Annotated in this window: 23 protein-coding genes; 2 read left to right on the plus strand and 21 right to left on the minus strand. The window is 68.6% G+C overall.

Annotated features, from left to right (window positions below):
• Window positions 1–39: 39 nt before the first annotated feature.
• From GL259_RS10720 to GL259_RS10755, 8 genes are all read right to left on the minus strand, one after another.
• On the minus strand, window positions 40–591 hold the full coding sequence (locus GL259_RS10720; RefSeq protein ID WP_159531492.1) for a GGDEF domain-containing protein: 552 nt from the start codon (window positions 589–591) through the stop codon (window positions 40–42).
• An 89-nt stretch (window positions 592–680) separates the two neighbouring features.
• Complete coding sequence (locus GL259_RS10725; RefSeq protein ID WP_159531494.1) at window positions 681–1,013, minus strand: SpdD-like protein; 333 nt, start codon at window positions 1,011–1,013, stop codon at window positions 681–683.
• 12 nt (window positions 1,014–1,025) lie between these two features.
• On the minus strand, window positions 1,026–1,181 hold the full coding sequence (locus GL259_RS10730) for a hypothetical protein (RefSeq protein WP_004987943.1): 156 nt from the start codon (window positions 1,179–1,181) through the stop codon (window positions 1,026–1,028).
• 10 nt (window positions 1,182–1,191) lie between these two features.
• Window positions 1,192–1,383, minus strand: coding sequence for a mobile element transfer protein (locus GL259_RS10735; protein WP_159531496.1), 192 nt, complete (start codon window positions 1,381–1,383; stop codon window positions 1,192–1,194).
• A 1-nt stretch (window position 1,384) separates the two neighbouring features.
• Window positions 1,385–1,579: a hypothetical protein gene (locus tag GL259_RS10740; RefSeq protein WP_159531498.1), complete on the minus strand. Its 195-nt coding sequence runs from the start codon at window positions 1,577–1,579 to the stop codon at window positions 1,385–1,387.
• Window positions 1,580–1,597: 18 nt separating this feature from the next.
• Window positions 1,598–2,257, minus strand: coding sequence for a DUF2637 domain-containing protein (locus tag GL259_RS10745; RefSeq protein ID WP_159531500.1), 660 nt, complete (start codon window positions 2,255–2,257; stop codon window positions 1,598–1,600).
• A gap of 18 nt (window positions 2,258–2,275) precedes the next feature.
• Window positions 2,276–3,631 (minus strand): FtsK/SpoIIIE domain-containing protein, encoded by a 1,356-nt coding sequence (locus tag GL259_RS10750; protein ID WP_159531502.1) that lies wholly within the window; start codon window positions 3,629–3,631, stop codon window positions 2,276–2,278.
• Between the two features lie 3 nt (window positions 3,632–3,634).
• Window positions 3,635–3,988 carry a hypothetical protein gene (locus GL259_RS10755; protein WP_159531504.1) on the minus strand — a complete coding sequence of 118 codons (354 nt, stop codon included), beginning with the start codon at window positions 3,986–3,988 and terminating at the stop codon, window positions 3,635–3,637.
• Between the two features lie 157 nt (window positions 3,989–4,145).
• Here GL259_RS10755 and GL259_RS10760 point away from each other — a divergent pair, with 157 nt between their 5' ends.
• Window positions 4,146–4,877, plus strand: a complete 732-nt coding sequence (locus GL259_RS10760; protein WP_159531506.1) for an XRE family transcriptional regulator — start codon at window positions 4,146–4,148, stop codon at window positions 4,875–4,877.
• Window positions 4,878–4,905: 28 nt separating this feature from the next.
• Window positions 4,906–5,376: an NUDIX domain-containing protein gene (locus GL259_RS10765; RefSeq protein WP_159531508.1), complete on the plus strand. Its 471-nt coding sequence runs from the start codon at window positions 4,906–4,908 to the stop codon at window positions 5,374–5,376.
• Here GL259_RS10765 and GL259_RS10770 read toward each other — a convergent pair.
• The 13 genes from GL259_RS10770 to GL259_RS39315 form a co-directional block, all read right to left on the minus strand.
• On the minus strand, window positions 5,364–5,924 hold the full coding sequence (locus tag GL259_RS10770; protein WP_159531510.1) for an HDIG domain-containing metalloprotein: 561 nt from the start codon (window positions 5,922–5,924) through the stop codon (window positions 5,364–5,366). The two genes, GL259_RS10765 and GL259_RS10770, sit on opposite strands and share 13 nt — an antisense overlap.
• Before the next feature lie 426 nt (window positions 5,925–6,350).
• Complete coding sequence (locus tag GL259_RS10775; protein WP_159531512.1) at window positions 6,351–7,466, minus strand: hypothetical protein; 1,116 nt, start codon at window positions 7,464–7,466, stop codon at window positions 6,351–6,353.
• A gap of 281 nt (window positions 7,467–7,747) precedes the next feature.
• The gene (gene dapD / locus GL259_RS10780; RefSeq protein ID WP_159531514.1) at window positions 7,748–8,737 is read right to left on the minus strand and encodes a 2,3,4,5-tetrahydropyridine-2,6-dicarboxylate N-succinyltransferase; all 990 of its coding nucleotides are present in this window, start codon (window positions 8,735–8,737) and stop codon (window positions 7,748–7,750) included.
• 88 nt (window positions 8,738–8,825) lie between these two features.
• Entirely contained in the window at window positions 8,826–9,368 is a 543-nt protein-coding gene (locus tag GL259_RS10785; protein ID WP_159531516.1) for a TetR family transcriptional regulator, read from the minus strand.
• Entirely contained in the window at window positions 9,368–9,688 is a 321-nt protein-coding gene (locus GL259_RS10790; protein ID WP_159531518.1) for a multidrug efflux SMR transporter, read from the minus strand. Before GL259_RS10790 ends, GL259_RS10785 begins: the two co-directional genes overlap by 1 nt.
• A gap of 89 nt (window positions 9,689–9,777) precedes the next feature.
• On the minus strand, window positions 9,778–10,110 hold the full coding sequence (locus GL259_RS10795) for a metal-sulfur cluster assembly factor (protein WP_159531520.1): 333 nt from the start codon (window positions 10,108–10,110) through the stop codon (window positions 9,778–9,780).
• Complete coding sequence (sufU, locus tag GL259_RS10800; RefSeq protein ID WP_159531522.1) at window positions 10,107–10,577, minus strand: Fe-S cluster assembly sulfur transfer protein SufU; 471 nt, start codon at window positions 10,575–10,577, stop codon at window positions 10,107–10,109. The genes GL259_RS10795 and sufU overlap by 4 nt, the downstream gene beginning before the upstream one ends.
• An 11-nt stretch (window positions 10,578–10,588) precedes the next feature.
• Complete coding sequence (locus tag GL259_RS10805) at window positions 10,589–11,845, minus strand: cysteine desulfurase (protein ID WP_159531524.1); 1,257 nt, start codon at window positions 11,843–11,845, stop codon at window positions 10,589–10,591.
• Window positions 11,842–12,606 carry a Fe-S cluster assembly ATPase SufC gene (gene sufC, locus GL259_RS10810; RefSeq protein WP_159531526.1) on the minus strand — a complete coding sequence of 255 codons (765 nt, stop codon included), beginning with the start codon at window positions 12,604–12,606 and terminating at the stop codon, window positions 11,842–11,844. The genes GL259_RS10805 and sufC overlap by 4 nt, the downstream gene beginning before the upstream one ends.
• A gap of 7 nt (window positions 12,607–12,613) precedes the next feature.
• Entirely contained in the window at window positions 12,614–12,931 is a 318-nt protein-coding gene (locus tag GL259_RS10815; RefSeq protein ID WP_159531528.1) for a non-heme iron oxygenase ferredoxin subunit, read from the minus strand.
• The gene (gene sufD, locus GL259_RS10820) at window positions 12,928–14,109 is read right to left on the minus strand and encodes a Fe-S cluster assembly protein SufD (RefSeq protein ID WP_159531530.1); all 1,182 of its coding nucleotides are present in this window, start codon (window positions 14,107–14,109) and stop codon (window positions 12,928–12,930) included. The genes GL259_RS10815 and sufD overlap by 4 nt, the downstream gene beginning before the upstream one ends.
• 57 nt (window positions 14,110–14,166) lie before the next feature.
• Entirely contained in the window at window positions 14,167–15,588 is a 1,422-nt protein-coding gene (sufB, locus tag GL259_RS10825) for a Fe-S cluster assembly protein SufB (RefSeq protein ID WP_159531532.1), read from the minus strand.
• On the minus strand, window positions 15,585–16,316 hold the full coding sequence (locus GL259_RS39315) for an ArsR family transcriptional regulator (RefSeq protein WP_159531534.1): 732 nt from the start codon (window positions 16,314–16,316) through the stop codon (window positions 15,585–15,587). The genes sufB and GL259_RS39315 overlap by 4 nt, the downstream gene beginning before the upstream one ends.
• Between the last annotated feature and the right edge of the window lies 1 nt (window position 16,317).

The following is a 16,317-nucleotide window of genomic DNA, read 5'->3' on the forward strand; positions in this document are numbered from 1 at the left end:
GCGGCGTGCTTGGCGGCTTGTGCGCCACCCGGTGGCCGGTCAGTGAGAGAGGCGCGAGCCCCGGCGGCCACGGCCCTTGGCCGCGTACATGGCCGCATCGGCGGCGGCGAGCGCATCGGTCAGCAGCGGCACCGGCAGCTCGGCGAGACGGCAGACCCCGACCGAGGCGGCCAGCGGCAGCGACGCACCGTTGTAGTCCAGCGGCCGGTGCAGTGCGGCGGTGAGTGCGTCGAGGTCGACGACAGCCAGGTCCTGGACGACGGCGACGAACTCGTCCCCGCCCAGGCGTCCGGCGGTGCCATGACGTCCGCACCAGGCCCGGAGCCGGTCGGCAGTGGCGACGAGGGCGGCATCCCCGGCGGCGTGGCCGTGGGTGTCATTCAGGGTCTTGAAGTAGTCGAGGTCGACCAGGACCACGGTGGCGGCCGGGTGCCGGCGGACGCAGTGTTCGGCGCGGGCGGTCCATCCGGCGCGGGTGTGCAGACCGGTCAGCGGATCGCGGCGAGCGGAGGCGAGCCGGTGAGCGAGGACGCTCCCGTGTACGGCCCAGCCCAGTAACGGCACCAGGACGGCGGCTATCTGCAGATCCATGACGTTCCCCTTTGACGATGGCGGTTGGCGGAGTACGGGTCCCGGAGGCGGCGGCGTGCTGGCGGCTTGTGCGTCGCCTTCGGGACCGGTCAGCGACGTTTGGCGTCGGAGGCGAGTAGAGAGCGCAGGACGAGGGCGCAGACGGCGACCGAGGCGGCGGTGACGGCGACCGCGAGGAGCATGGAGACCAGGACGGCGCCGACGACCAGGACGACGGCGGTGCCGCCGCCGACCAGGGCGAGCGCGGTACCCGGGGTGAGCTGGACCGTGGGCCGGGACGGAACCGGGGCCGAGGTCCGGGCGGCGGATACCAGCGGCGTGGTCGGGGTGCCGGGGGTGATGGTGGTCGGCTCGACGACGACCGCGGGCGGGGCGACGGTACCGGTGGGCTGGGGCATGGTCGGGAGCTTGGGCCGGAACATGAGCGGATCTCCTTACTTGACGGCGGTGTCGATGACCGGGGCCAGGAGGCTGTCGGCGAGGAGGTAGCCGCCCAGCAACAGCACCAGGACCAGCCAGAGCGGCGGGCGGATGAGCTTGACGCCGAGGACTCCGACGCACAGCAGGGCGAACCAGAGCGGGACGTCCACGAGCGGCCTCCTAGCGGACCTTGCAGCGGTGGGTTCGGGCGGCGAGCTGGGCGGCGGACTGGCTGGTGTAGTCGGCGGACCAGCCGCAGCCGTCCGAGCTGCACACGGCGGCGTGCTTGGTGGTGCCGTTGCGGTCGCGATGGGTGCCGATCTGCACCGGGCCGATCCGCATCACGGAGTGGAAGAAGTCGCGGGCGGGCATGTCAGTCGGTCTCCTTGCGGGTCAGATTCGGGTCGGGGAAGGCGGCGCGGATATCGGCGGCGGTAGCCGGGTCAGTGGTGAGGCGGGCGGCCTCCTCGGCGAGCAGGTAGGCGAGGAAGGGCCGGTTGGTGGCGGCCATCTCGCGGGCGGCGTCGAGGTGGTCGGCAGCGGTCAGGTCGGCCGGGTCACCGAGCACGAGGTGTCTCCCTTCGGGTCAGGTGAGCTGGGCGGCGATGGCGTCGGCCAGGTGCGGCGGGACGCCGAGGCGGGCGCGCAGGGTGTCGGTGTCGATCCGGGCACCGGTCCGGTGCTCGTGGTCGGCGGCGACCTTGCGGGCGTGGTTCACCAGCGCGGCCGGGACCGGAACAGCCGGCGCTGCCGGGACCGGATCTGCGGCCGGAAGGACGGGGGTGTCGTCGACGGCCGCCACCGGCACCGGTTCCGGGTCCGGCTCAGCGGCGACCGGTTCGGTCTCCACCTCGGGCGCGGGACCCGGGTCTGGGGCGTGACCCGCGGGTGAGTGGGCGAGGAGGGTGCCACCCATGAAGGCCAGCGCAGGCCAGGCGGCAACCAGGATGCGCAGCCAGGCCGGGACGTCGCCGAGGTCGAGGAGTCCGGCGGTGGCGACGTTCGCGCCGAGGGAGGCGACCAGGGCGATGAGGAACCAGCACCAGGCCAGCCGGGACGGCCCGTCCGTGCGCAGCCGACGCCAGGCGGCGACCAGCAGCAGGTCCACCGAGACCGGGTAGGCCCAGGCTTTCCAACCGTCCTGTCCGGCAGCGGCAGCGAGGTCGTGCAGGTGGGCGAAGGACAGGGCACCGGCGATGACGGCTTGCACCAGGACGGCATCCACGCGCAGCGACGAGCGGGGCATGATGAACCTCCGGGAAGGTCAGGCGGCGGCCGGGGCGGACTCGACGGTCGGGGCCGGGACCGGGGCGAGGACGCCGAGCGCGGGCCGGAACGGCGCGAGGGCGGGCAGGTCCGGGGTCAGGTCGGCGTGCCGGTTGCAGGTGTTCACGGCCTGCCGCAGTGACGTGTGCGGGGCGCGGATGCGGGCCCAACCGCCGGTCGAGTCGCCGGTGATGGCGACGCCGGGGGTGTCGGTGGGAATCTGGATCGCGGCCAAGACGGCGTCCGGGGCGATGTCGCCGAGGGCCATGTTCGCCGAGGATTCGTCGTTGACGCGGTGGGCGGTGCGACCGGTGAGCTGGGCGCGGAGCATGGTGATGCCCTTGCCGAGTTCGGAGCCGAAGCGCTGCCCACAGATCTCCAGGTAGATGCCGGCCGCGCGGCCGAGCTGGGCGAGCCGAGCCAGGGCGGTGATGATCCGGTCCCGGCGCTTTTCCTCATCCTTGGTGGCGAAGAGGGCGAGTTCGGCGACCTCGTCGACCAGGACCACGATCGGCACCGGCCTCAGGTCTTCGGGCAGGTCCCAGATGTCGGCGGCGATCTCCGCATTCGGCACGTCGGCGGTGATCCGCTGTTCGGCCCGGATGAGCTGGTAGACGTCCTGCATGTGGGACACGAGGGCGTCGAGGAGTTCGGCGGCGGTGTCAGGGTTGTCGGCGAGCGCGGAGAACCGGCGCGCCAGCGGGAACAGCTCCACCCCTTGCTTGCAGTCGATGCCCACCAGGGCGACCCGCTGCGGCGCGAGCGCGGCGACGAGGTTGCGCTGATAAACCGACTTGCCGGACTCCGTGGCACCGAGGGTGAGCGCGTGCGGCACGGCCCGGTAGTCGCGGTAGTGCACGGCACCGTCCTCGCGCAGGGCGACCGGGACCCGCATCGGCCGGGTGTCGACCAGGGCAGGCATCTGCACCCGCTTGAGCACGTCATAGCCGGTCATGCGCACCTCGACGACGCCCGAGCGCAGTTCACGGGAGGTGACCCCGTACATGGCGAACGAGTGCCGCAGCCGGTCGCACGAGGCGGCCACGTCGAAGGCGTCCTGACCGGGCCGGAGCTTCAGCCGCAGCACCAGGCCGGTACGCGTCACCCGCACCCGCAGGATGCGCGGGGCCCGCGGGCCGGGAACGGGCCGGTTGGTCATCCGGGCCAGCGCCAGACGCCAACGCGGGGCAGGGACGGTGAGGCCGCAGGCATCCATGACCGAGCCGTAGCGGACCAGGACCCGCAGCGCGGCGAGGGTGACCCCGAAGGTCAGCCAGTACCAGGCGGGACGCCGCCACCGCAGGAGACCCGCAGCGGCGACGACCAGCACCAGGGCGACGATCAGCCACGTCATGGCTCAGGCCGCCTTCGAGGCCGAACCCGCAGCGGCCAGCGAGGTGACCGCGACCGCGCGGAAGGCGATCCCGTGCCGCTTCTGACCGTTGAACTCGTTCTCCCACGGCGAGGCGACCAGGCCGGTCAGGACCACCGGGGTGCCCATGGCCAGGTCCTCGGAGACGCCGGACTGCGGAACGGTGAGCTTGAGGATCTCCACCTCGTCGGGCGTGGAGAACATGACCTCCACGACCATCAGGGTGGCACCGTCCTTGTCGAGGGCTATCTCACCGGTACGGCGGTCCTTCACCTTGGGCTGCGGTGCCTTGGCGACCATCACGGTGGCGTTCGCGGTGTCCACGGGAATCTGACGCATCGTCTTATCTCCTGTTGGGGCGAGGTGTTGACCGACATCCCGTCGGTGAGATCAGGAGACCGTGAGGGAGGGTGGACGCATCACCGTCCGTATGGACGTTTAGGGACGTCTGAGCTACCGTCAAAACGTCCCTAGCGGTCCCAGTGAAGGGCACGTCATGGCGAACGAGCGTCTGCGTGCGGCGATTTCAGCGAAGGGCGAGACGATCCAGTCCGTTGCCGAGCACGTCGGAGTGGATCCCAAGAGCGTCGAGCGGTGGATCACCACCGGCCGCACTCCTCACCGCGGGCACCGCTGGAAGGCGGCGAGCCTCCTCGGAGTCGACGAGGTCTACATCTGGCCGTCCGTGGAGAAGCAGGCGGAGAAGGCCAGCACGTCCGAGCTGATCACGTACTACCCGCACCGTGGTGCGGTGCCCGCCCCGCTCTGGTCATCCCTGATCGAGAAGGCGACGGACCAGGTCGACATCCTCGTGTACGCCGGACTGTTCCTCTTCGACAGCAATCCGGACCTGCCCGACCAGTTGGCCGAGAAGGCGAAGGCCGGCGCCCAGGTCCGCATCCTGCTCGGCGATCCCGACTCCGAAGCGGTCCGTCAGCGTGGCGAAGAGGAGGGCATCGGCAACGACCTGGCCGCACGTGCCCGGATCACCCGGCGCTACCTCGAGCCCGCCATGTCGACGCCCGGGGTCGAAGTCCGGCTGCACGACACGATCCTCTACAACTCGATCTACCGGTTCGACGAGGACGTTCTCGTGAACCCGCACGTCCTCGGAGCTCCCGCCGGCCAGAACCCGGTGATGCACTTCCGGTACCTCCCCGGAGCGCGGACCTTCCGGCACTACATGCGGAGCTTCGACTACGCATGGGAGCGGGGCCGGACGGCATAGCAGGCCCCGGACGTGCAACGCTGAACACATGGCCCGTGTTGACTACTTCAACGATCCCAACGCTCCGAAGGCGAACAGCCTCGTCCCCTCCGTGACCGCCGTGGCCCGCAACAAGGCCGGGGAAGTCCTGCTGATCCACAAGACCGACAACGATCTTTGGGCCCTGCCCGGAGGTGGCATCGACCTGGGCGAGTCAGCGCCCGACGCAGCCGTACGCGAGACGAAGGAAGAGACCGGCTTCGACGTGGAGGTGACCGGCCTCGTCGGCATCTACACCAACCCCGGGCACGTCATGGCATACGACGACGGCGAGGTCCGTCAGCAGTTCTCCATCTGCTTCCACGCCCGCATCACCGGCGGCCAGCTGCGGACGAGCAGCGAGAGCAAGGAAGTGGCCTTCGTCGACCCGAGCAAGCTGGACGAGCTGAACATCCACCCGTCGATGCGCATGCGGATCGAGCACGGCCTGGCCGACCGGGCGGAGCCCTACATCGGCTGATGCGCCATGCGGTCGCGAGTCCGTTCGACAGCGCCCTGAAGATAAGGCCGCGCCTTGCTGATCGCGTTGTGTACCTCGCTGCCCGGCTCGTAGCGGACCAGGATCTCGTCAATCCGGATGTCGAAGTCGAAGGACTGCCCGGCGGGGCCGGTCGTCATGTCGGCGAAAATCAGGGCGTCCAGGACCGGCGAGTCTTCCCGCTCATAGACGGCCAGCTCTGCCGAGAGTCCGCGCTGCTCCGCCTCGTACACGGCTCCGGAGTGATGAGCGACCAGCCGCACCAGGCGCGCCGGCGCACCCAGCGATTCGAGGTGCCGGGCACCGTCGAGGGGATGGAACCCGGTGTCACGCAGCTCGGGCGCGTAGCCGATGTCATGCAGCCATGCGGCAGCGACAAGGAGATCCCGGTCTGCCTCGGACACAGCCGCAGAAGCCTCGCGAGCCCGAGCCGCCACGGCCTGAGTGTGCAGCCAGCGGTTCCCGAGCGGAGGAAGCAGAGACTCGGCGAGTTCGGCCGCTCCCTGGGGTGTGTCCAGTGCAGAAGGCATGGATGGAACGGTAGCCGAGTCGAGTAGTGCGCCGACAGGCCACGATCGAGCGGTTGCCGACCAGAGCGCGGTAAGACTTTCCCTACTTCATCAAGGCCCGCGCACGGCGCGGGCGCGCGCCGCCTCTGCGGCGCGGCCTGCCTCCTGTCTGCGCCCCGGCTGGCCGCGCCCGGCGGCGCGCTCGGCGGCTGCGGGCATAAAGCAGGGAGACACCCTCTGTGGCTGGGGCGGTCGGCTCCACGGCTTTAGGCAGCCACTTTGGGGCGAGCCTCTAAGATCTTGGCCCCAACATCGTGCTTTAACGGGCAGGTCCACAGACTGCCCGACTCGCCATCAGCTTACGGGGCCAAGATCACTCGCCCCAAAGCAGCTCCAGCCCAAAGCCGCTCCACCGACCTTCAACACGAAGGCGACCACGAGCACCATCTATTGACCGTTCGAAATCTCGGCAAACTTCGCCTTCAGCTTACGGACCGTTTGCTCATGGTAAGGCGGATCCGCTACGTCACCGCTGGCACACTTATAGAGATGCACGTAGAAAAGGCCAACACCCAACGGAAGCACATTGAAGTCATCATCATCGACAAAATCCGGCACATCGGAATCTCGGTCCTCCCCACCGCTTGAACCCTTAGGCCAAAGGGGGCCAACTTTCTTGTCCGAAATCCAGCCACGGGCAAAATTGGCGATCGCGTCAAAGTTCTGCTCAATATAGCCTTTAACTTCAGCCAGAGTCTCGAATCCCGCACCTTCCAATTCATCTTGGCGAGTTGCGGCGTAACCTCGATCTGAACGCGTGAGCGACATCCCGACAGACTTAGCGATTTGCCGATCCAGCCGTCGAGCCAAAGGCTCCGTCCTAATGAACGCATACACGGAATCTTGATCAATGGCCACCTCCCTCCACTGCCGGCCACTTGCCGCCTGGAGAGAGCGCTGGTGCCTGTCCAGGTAATTTCTAATCTCCTGAAACTCATTGTCGGCCACTTCCAAGAGGCCAGCGATCCGCGAAAATCTCCGCCTGATCTCCACAGGAACAGCACTTGAGCTCTTGTAGCCCAAGTCGTGTTCAATTTCGGCCCACGCGTGCTGCAAAATGGATCTAATCTGGATCTCGAAAGTTACGTCGGCAAACCTGGCATACTCTGCAAGCTGTGCCCTGCCCCCTCCAAGGCTGGCCACAAAATGCAAAGATAGGTAGCCGAATCGATCCGGATCTAGCAGCGCCCTCTTATCGGTAGAATTGTCTTCGTCAATTGAGAACTCTTGGCGAACGAGTTTAGCGACATGGTCAACGTCATCGGGGAAGTACGTAACAATACGCACACCCAACATGTCAGTCAAATCGCCAATTCCAGTATAGCTCTTCGCGGGATTGGCTAGTTTGCGAACGGTGCTAGTTTTAGTCTTCACGCGCGACCGAACATAATGGAACTGGATACCCTGAGATATGAGCAACTCCCGAAGGAGGGATTCCAATGCGGGAGCAAAGTTCCTCAGCGATTGCGCAATTTCTTCGTAATCCGCATCCTGTTCAGGCACGTTCCCCTCCACTGTCGCCCCAGCATCGTGATCCCGCATCCTGCCATCCTAGGTGGTCCTTCGGCATCGCATGGTGTTTCTCGAAGTAAGAGAGTTTGATGACTCAGGTCAGCGCTCGCCCCTCTCGCACCCCAGTGCAATTCATGCACGAGCGCCCTCCCGGGCCGTCCTCGGGCCGTGGAAGGGCGCTCAACCATGACCAACGCTGACAACCGTCAACAGCTCGACAGCAGGTCAGAGCGATGATCAAGTAGACGGCCGCAGGTCACGGCCGTCGTCGGTCAGTTGTGGCTGTGCAGGATCTCGTTCAGGCCGCCCCAGACCGCGTTGTTCGGCCGGGCCTCGACCGTGCCGGTGACGGAGTTGCGGCGGAAGAGGATGTTGGAGGCGCCGGACAGTTCGCGGGCCTTGACGACCTGGCCGTCGGGCATGGTGACGCGGGTACCGGCGGTGACGTAGAGGCCGGCCTCGACCACGCACTCGTCGCCGAGCGCGATGCCCACGCCCGCCTCGGCGCCGATCAGGCAGCGCTCGCCGATGGAGATGATCACGTTGCCGCCGCCGGAGAGCGTGCCCATGGTGGAGGCGCCGCCGCCGATGTCCGAGCCGTCGCCGATCACGACGCCGGCGGAGATGCGGCCCTCGACCATCGACGTGCCGAGCGTGCCGGCGTTGAAGTTGACGAAGCCCTCGTGCATGACCGTGGTGCCCTCGGCGAGGTGGGCGCCCAGGCGGACCCGGTCGGCGTCGGCGATGCGCACGCCCTTGGGGGCGACGTAGTCCGTCATGCGGGGGAACTTGTCGACGGACGTCACGGCCAGGTGGTGGCCCTCGGCGCGGGCGTTGAGCCGCACCTTCTCGAGGTCGTCCACGGCGACCGGGCCGAGCGAGGTCCAGGCGACGTTGGCGAGGAAGCCGAAGATGCCGTCCAGGTTCTGGCCGTGCGGCTTGACCAGGCGGTGCGAGAGCAGGTGCAGGCGCAGGTAGACGTCGTGCGCGTCGACCGGCTTCTCGTCGAGCGAGGAGATGACCGTGCGGACCGCGACGACCTCGACGCCACGGCGGGCGTCCGGCCCGATCGCCGCGGTCGCGCCGCCGCCCAGGAGCTCCGCGGCCTGTTCGGCGGAGAGCCGCTCGGTGCCGGAGGGGCCGGGCTCGGCGACGAGTTCGGGCGCGGGGAACCAGGTGTCGAGGACGGTGCCGTCGGCGGCGACGGTGGCGAGGCCGGCGGCCGCGGCGCCGGTGGTGCGGTGAGCAGTCGTGTCGGTCATGAGGGCAACCTAACCGGCGGGGGGCCGACGATGCGAACCGGTGCGCCCGTATCTCACGTGCCGGGCGAGCGGCCCGGTGCCGCGGCCCTCAGCGTCCCGGGATGAGGCGCGCCAGCATCTCCCGGGCGTACTCCTCGTCGTAGGGCGTGCCGGTCAGCAGGACCTGGAGGCAGATGCCGTCCAGCAGCGCGACCAGGGCGCGGGCGGTGACCGGGTCCGTGCGGCGGGACAGGCGCTCGGCGACGCCCTCGCACCATTCGGCCGCGACGGGGCGCAGGGCGGGGCGCCGCAGGGCGGCCAGGTACAGCTCGTACTCCAGCTCCACGCCGGTGCGCTCACCGGCGAGCCACTCGCCCGTCAGCGCGGCGAGTTCGGCCGCCAGGTCGGTCTCCGGGTCCTGCAGGCCGTCGCGCGCGGCGATCATCTGGGAGAAGCCCTCGTTCGCCTGGCGCAGGGCGGCGACCAGCAGTTCGTCGAGGGTCTTGAAGTGGTACGTCGTGGAGCCGAGCGGGACGTCGGCCTCGGCGGCGACGCTGCGGTGGCTGAGCCCCGCGATGCCGCCGCGGCCCACCACCCGGATCGCCGCGTCGATGATCCGCTGCCGCCGTCCGGGGTCGTGGCGCCGGGTCATCAGTGCGCGCCGCCCAGGTTCAGCACCACCACGCCGACGATGATCAGCGCGATGCCGGCGGCCTTGGCGAGGGTCATCCCCTCGCCCATGAACACGATCCCTATGGTGGCGATCGCGGCGGTGCCGACGCCGGACCAGATGGCGTAGGCGGTGCCGACGGAGAGGGTCTTCAGGGTCTGCGCGAGCAGCCCGAAGGAGACGAGGTACCCGAGGAGGGTCAGCAGGGACGGTCCGAGTCTGCTGAAGCCGTCGCTGTACTTCATGGCGGTGGTCCCGGCGACCTCGGCGGCGATGGCGCCGGCCAGCAGCAGGTATCCCATGTGTACGAGCGTACACAACGGCTCCCGGGCCGCACACGCGGAACGGCGACGCCCCGCGGGCGTCGCCGTTCCTGGAACTGCCGTGCGTCTCAGACGTTGAAGCCGAGCGCCCTGAGCTGCTCGCGGCCGTCGTCCGTGATCTTGTCGGGGCCCCACGGCGGCATCCAGACCCAGTTGATGCGCAACTCGCTGACCAGGCCGTCCGTGGCGGACCTGGCCTGGTCCTCGATGACGTCCGTCAGCGGGCAGGCCGCGGAGGTCAGGGTCATGTCGACGGTCGCCACGTTGGAGTCGTCGATGTGGATGCCGTAGATCAGGCCGAGGTTGACGACGTCGATCCCCAGCTCGGGGTCGACGACGTCCATCAGGGCCTCGCGGAGCTCCTCCTCCGAGGCCGGCTTCGTCTCCACGGTCTCGCTCATGCCGTTGTCCTTTCGGCGTCGGCGTCGGCGCCCAGCGCCTGGGCCGTCGCGTCCTTCCACGCCATCCAGCTGAGGAGGGCGCACTTGACCCGGGCGGGGTACTTGGACACCCCGGCGAACGCGACCGCGTCCTCCAGGACGTCCTCCATCGCGTCGTCGGGTTCGATCTTCCCCTTGGACTGCATTAGCTCCAGGAAGGTCTCCTGGATCCGCTGCGCCTCGGCGAGGTCCTTGCCGACCAGCAGGTCGTTCAGCACGGAGGCGGAGGCCTGGCTGATGGAGCAGCCCTGGCCCTCGTAGCTCACGTCGCTGATGGTCGTGCCGTCGTACTTCACGCGGAGCGTGATCTCGTCACCGCACGTCGGGTTGACGTGGTGCACCTCGGCGTCGCCGTCCCTGAGACCACGCCCGTGCGGGTTCTTGTAGTGGTCCAGGATGACGTCCTGGTACATGGAGTCCAGCTTCACGCCTCAGCCCCTCATCCGAAGAAGTTCCGTACGTGCTCCAGGCCGTCGACCAGTGCGTCGATCTCGGCCGGCGTGGAGTACAGATAGAACGACGCTCGCGTGGTCGCAGGAATTCCGTACCTCAGGCAGACCGGCCGCGCGCAGTGGTGGCCGACCCGGACCGCGATGCCCTGTTCGTCGAGGACCTGGCCCACGTCGTGCGGGTGGATGTCCCCCAGCGTGAACGAGATCGCGGCGCCGCGCTCCTCGGCCGTGGCGGGGCCGATGATGCGCAGGTCCGGGACCTCGGACAGGCGCTTGACCGCGTACTCGGTGATCGCGTGCTCGTGGGCGAGGATCCGGTCCATGCCGATCGAGGACAGGTAGTCGATCGCCGCGCCGAGCCCGACCGCCTGGGCGATCGGCGGGGTGCCCGCCTCGAACTTGTGCGGGGCCGGCGCGTACGTCGACGAGCTCATCGACACGGTCTCGATCATCTCGCCGCCGCCGAGGAACGGAGGCAGGTCCTCCAGCAGCTCCTGGCGGCCCCAGAGCACACCGATGCCGGTCGGGCCGCACATCTTGTGGCCGGTGAAGGCCACGAAGTCGGCCTGGAGGGCCTGGACGTCCAGCGGCATGTGCGGCGCGGCCTGGGAGGCGTCGACGCAGACCAGGGCGCCGACCTCCTGGGCGCGGCGCACTATCGCCTCGACCGGGTTGACCGTGCCCAGGATGTTGGACACCAGCACGAAGGAGACGATCTTCGTCTTCTCGGTGATGATCTCGTCGATGTTGGACAGGTCGAGCCGGCCGTCGTCGGTGAGGCCGAACCACTTCAGCTTCGCGCCCGTGCGCTGCGCGAGCAGCTGCCACGGCACGATGTTGGAGTGGTGCTCCATCTCCGTGATGACGATCTCGGTCTCGTGGTCCACCCGGTAGGGCTCGTCGGCCCAGCCGAGCATGTTGGCCACGAGGTTGAGCGACTCGGAGGCGTTCTTGGTGAAGATCACCTCGTCGCGGCTGGGCGCGTTGACGAACTCGGCGACCTTGTCGCGCGCGCCCTCGTACAGCGCCGTGGCCTCCTCGGCGAGCACATGCACACCGCGGTGGACGTTGGCGTTGTAGCGCTCGTAGTACTCACTGAGTGCGTCCAGCACCTGGCGCGGCTTCTGGCTGGTCGCCGCGTTGTCCAGGTACACGAGCTTGCGCCCGTCGTGGACGACGCGGTCCAGGACGGGGAAGTCCTTGCGGATCGCCTCGGTGTCGAGGAGGCCCGGCAGCTGTGTCACGCGGATGCGCCACCCTTCGTGTATGCCTCGTAGCCCTCTTCCTCCAGCTTGTCGGCGAGCTCGGCACCGCCGGACTCGACGATGCGGCCGCCGGAGAAGACGTGGACGTGGTCGGGCTTGATGTACCGCAGGATGCGCGTGTAGTGCGTGATCAGCAGGGTGCCGACCTCGCCGGTCTCGCGGAGGCGGTTGACGCCCTCGGAGACGACGCGCAGCGCGTCGACGTCCAGGCCGGAGTCGGTCTCGTCGAGGATCGCGACCTTCGGCTTGAGCAGCTCGAGCTGGAGGATCTCGTGGCGCTTCTTCTCACCGCCGGAGAAGCCCTCGTTGACGTTGCGCTCGGCGAAGGCGGGGTCCATGTTGAGGCGCTCCATGGCCTCCTTGACCTCCTTCACCCAGGTGCGCAGCTTGGGGGCCTCGCCGCGGATGGCGGTGGCGGAGGTGCGCAGGAAGTTGGAGACGGAGACGCCGGGGACCTCGACCGGGTACTGCATGGCGAGGAAGAGGCCGGCGCGGGCGCGCTCGTCGACGGACATCTCCAGGACGTCCTCGCCGTCGAGGGTGACGGTGCCGCCGGTGATCGTGTACTTGGGGTGACCCGCGAGCGAGTAGGCGAGGGTCGACTTGCCGGAGCCGTTGGGGCCCATGATGGCGTGCGTCTCGCCCTGCTTCACGGTGAGGTCGACGCCCTTGAGGATCTCCTTCGTGGCGTTGTCGGCCTCGACGGTGACGTGCAGGTCTCGGATTTCAAGCGTTGCCATGGGTGCCTCAGGACTCCTGGGTGAGGGAGACGAGCACGTCGTCCCCTTCGATCTTTACGGGGTATACGGGGACGGGGCGCGTCGCCGGAAGGGCGTCGGGCTTGCCGGAACGGAGGTCGAAACGCGAACCGTGCAGCCAGCACTCGATGTGGCAGTCGTCCACCTCGCCCTCCGAGAGGGAGACGTTCGCGTGCGAGCAGATGTCGTGGATCGCGAACACCTCGCCCTCGGTCTGCACGAGGGAGACCGGCGTGCCGTCGATTTCCACCCGCTTCGGGGTGTCCTCCTCCAGCTCGCTCAGCCCGCAGGCGCGTCGGTAGGTCATGCGACCGACGCCTCCAGCTCCTCCTCGATCTTGCTGATCAGGCGCTCCTCGATGTCGGGGAGGCCGATCTGCTGGACCAGCCCGGCGAAGAAGCCGCGGACCACCAGACGGCGGGCGTCCTTCTCCGGGATGCCGCGGGCCATCAGGTAGAAGAGCTGCTCGTCGTCGAAGCGGCCGGTCGCGGAGGCGTGGCCGGCGCCGACGATCTCGCCGGTCTCGATCTCCAGGTTGGGCACCGAGTCGACGCGGGCACCGTCGGTGAGGACCAGGTTCCGGTTCATCTCGTAGGTGTCGGTGCCCTCGGCCTTGGCCTCGATGAGCACGTCGCCGATCCACACGGCGTGCGCGTCGTCGCCCTGGAGCGCGCCCTTGTAGACGACGTTCGACGTGCAGTGCGGGACGTTGTGGTCGACGAGGAGGCGGTGCTCCTGGTGCTGGCCGGCGTCGGTGAAGTACAGGCCGAACAGCTCGGCCTCGCCGCCGGGGCCGGCGTAGCTGACGCGCGGGTGCAGCCGGACGACGTCGCCGCCGAAGGTGACGATCACCGACTTGAAGGAGGCGTCCCGGCCGACGAGGGCGTCGTGCTGGGCGGCGTGCACGGCCTTGTCGTCCCAGTCCTGGACGGAGACGACGGTCAGCTTGGCGCCGTCGCCGAGGACGTACTCGACGTTGGCGGCGAGCACCGCGTCACCCGTGTGGTCGATGACCACGACGGCCTCGGCGAAGGCGCCGAGCTCGATCACCTGGTGGGCGTAGGCGGTGCCGCCCTCGCCGTGCACCGCGATGCGGACCGGCTCGGTGAGGACGGTCTCCTTCGGCACGGTCACGACCGAGGCCCGCTCGAAGGCGGAGTACGCCTGGGCGGCGACGCGGTCCACCGGGGTGCCCGCGCGGCCGAGCCGCGCGTCGTCGCGGCCGACGGTCTCGACGGTGACGCCCTCGGGCGCCTCGACGGCGACCTTGACGCCGCCGGTGGCGGCGGCGGTGCCGTCGTGCAGGCCGCGCAGCCGCTCCAGCGGGGTGAACCGCCACTCCTCCTCACGGCCGTGGGGGACGGGGAAGTCCGCCACGTCGAAGGACGGGGGCGCGCTCATGCGGGTGGCGACGGTCGACTCCGCGGCGACCGCGATCGAACCGGCGGTGGTGGAGCCCACCGGGATGTTCTGAGCCTCAGCCATGGCTGTCGTAGTGCTCGCTTTCCTTTGCTTGAGGGGCTTGACGGAACGGCGCCGGTGTCAGCCGACCGCGCCTTCCATCTGGAGCTCGATCAGCCGGTTGAGCTCGAGGGCGTACTCCATCGGCAGTTCCTTGGCGATCGGCTCGACGAAGCCGCGCACGATCATCGCCATCGCCTCGTCCTCGGACAGGCCGCGGCTCATCAGGTAGAAGAGCTGGTCCTCGGAGACCTTGGAGACGGTCGCCTCGTGACCCATGGACACGTCGTCCTCGCGGACGTCCACGTAGGGGTAGGTGTCCGAGCGGGAGATGGTGTCGACGAGCAGCGCGTCGCACAGCACGTTGGACTTGGAGCCCGGGGCGCCCTCGCCGATCTCGATCAGACCGCGGTAGGAGGTGCGGCCGCCGCCGCGCGCCACGGACTTCGAGACGATGTTGGACGAGGTGTTCGGGGCCATGTGGACCATCTTGGCGCCCGCGTCCTGGTGCTGGCCCTCGCCGGCGAAGGCGATGGACAGGGTCTCGCCCTTGGCGTGCTCGCCCATCAGGTAGACGGCCGGGTACTTCATCGTCACCTTGGAGCCGATGTTGCCGTCGACCCACTCCATGGTCGCGCCCTCGTAGGCCACGGCGCGCTTGGTGACCAGGTTGTAGACGTTGTTCGACCAGTTCTGGATGGTCGTGTAGCGGCAGCGGGCGTTCTTCTTGACGATGATCTCGACGACCGCGGAGTGCAGCGAGTCCGACTTGTAGATCGGGGCGGTGCAGCCCTCGACGTAGTGCACGTAGGCACCCTCGTCGACGATGATCAGGGTCCGCTCGAACTGGCCCATGTTCTCGGTGTTGATCCGGAAGTAGGCCTGGAGCGGGATCTCGACGTGCACGCCCTTCGGCACGTAGATGAAGGAGCCGCCGGACCACACGGCGGTGTTCAGCGCGGCGAACTTGTTGTCACCGGCCGGGATCACGGTGCCGAAGTACTCCTTGAAGAGCTCCGGGTGCTCCTTCAGGGCCGTGTCGGTGTCCAGGAAGATGACGCCCTGCTCCTCCAGGTCCTCGCGGATCTGGTGGTAGACGACCTCGGACTCGTACTGGGCGGCGACACCGGCGACGAGGCGCTTCTTCTCGGCCTCGGGGATGCCCAGCTTGTCGTAGGTGTTCTTGATGTCCTCGGGCAGGTCCTCCCAGGACTCCGCCTGCTTCTCCGTGGAGCGCACGAAGTACTTGATGTTGTCGAAGTCGATGCCGGACAGGTCCGAGCCCCAGTTCGGCATGGGCTTCTTCTCGAACAGGCGCAGGCCCTTGAGGCGGAGCTTGGTCATCCACTCCGGCTCGTCCTTCTTCGCGGAGATGTCCCGGACGACGTCCTCGTTCAGGCCGCGGCGCGCCGACGCACCGGCCTCGTCACGGTCGGCCCAGCCGTATTCGTACTTGCCCAGACCCTCGAGCTCGGGGTGGGCAGTCTCCGTGGGGAGAGTCATGCGGGGTTCCTCCCGGACGTGCTTGCAGATGCGTGGTGGGAAATCTTGGGGATGAACGTCGTGCAGACGCCGTCGCCGTGCGCGATGGTCGCCAGCCGCTGTACGTGCGTACCGAGAAGCTCGGCGAAAAATTCCGTCTCGGCCTCGCACAGCTGCGGGAACTGTTCGGCGGCGTGGGCGACCGGGCAGTGGTGCTGGCAGAGCTGCTCACCCCGCTGGGGGTGGGGCGCGCTGCGCGCCGTTGCAGCGTACCCGTCGGCGCTCAGGGCCCTGGCCAGGGCTTCCGTCCGCTCCTCGGGGGCCGCGGCCTCGACCGCCTTGCGGTACGCGTCCGCCTGCGCGGCGATCCGGGCCCGGGCGAACGCGGCGATCGCCTCGCTGCCGCCCTCCTGCTCGCCGATCCACCGCAGGGCGTCCACGGCGAGCTTGTCGTACGACTGGTCGAAGGCGTCCCGCCCGCAGTCGGTGAGGGCGAACACCTTGGCCGGGCGCCCGCGCGTACGCGCGCCGTAGACCCGTCGCTCGCGCGCCTCCACGACGTTGTCCGCGGTCAGCGCGTCCAGGTGCCGGCGTACGGCCGCCTGGGTGAGCCCGAGTCGCTCGGCGAGCTCGGCGACGGTCGAGGGGCCGTGGTCCAGGATGGAGCGGGCGACCCGGTTGCGGGTGGACCGCTCACCGGTCGCCAGCTCCTCGCTGGGAGGCTCCGTTGATCGTGCGCCGTTTTTCACA

The sequence above is a fragment of the Streptomyces sp. Tu 3180 genome (assembly GCF_009852415.1).
Classification (GTDB): Bacteria; Actinomycetota; Actinomycetes; order Streptomycetales; family Streptomycetaceae; genus Streptomyces.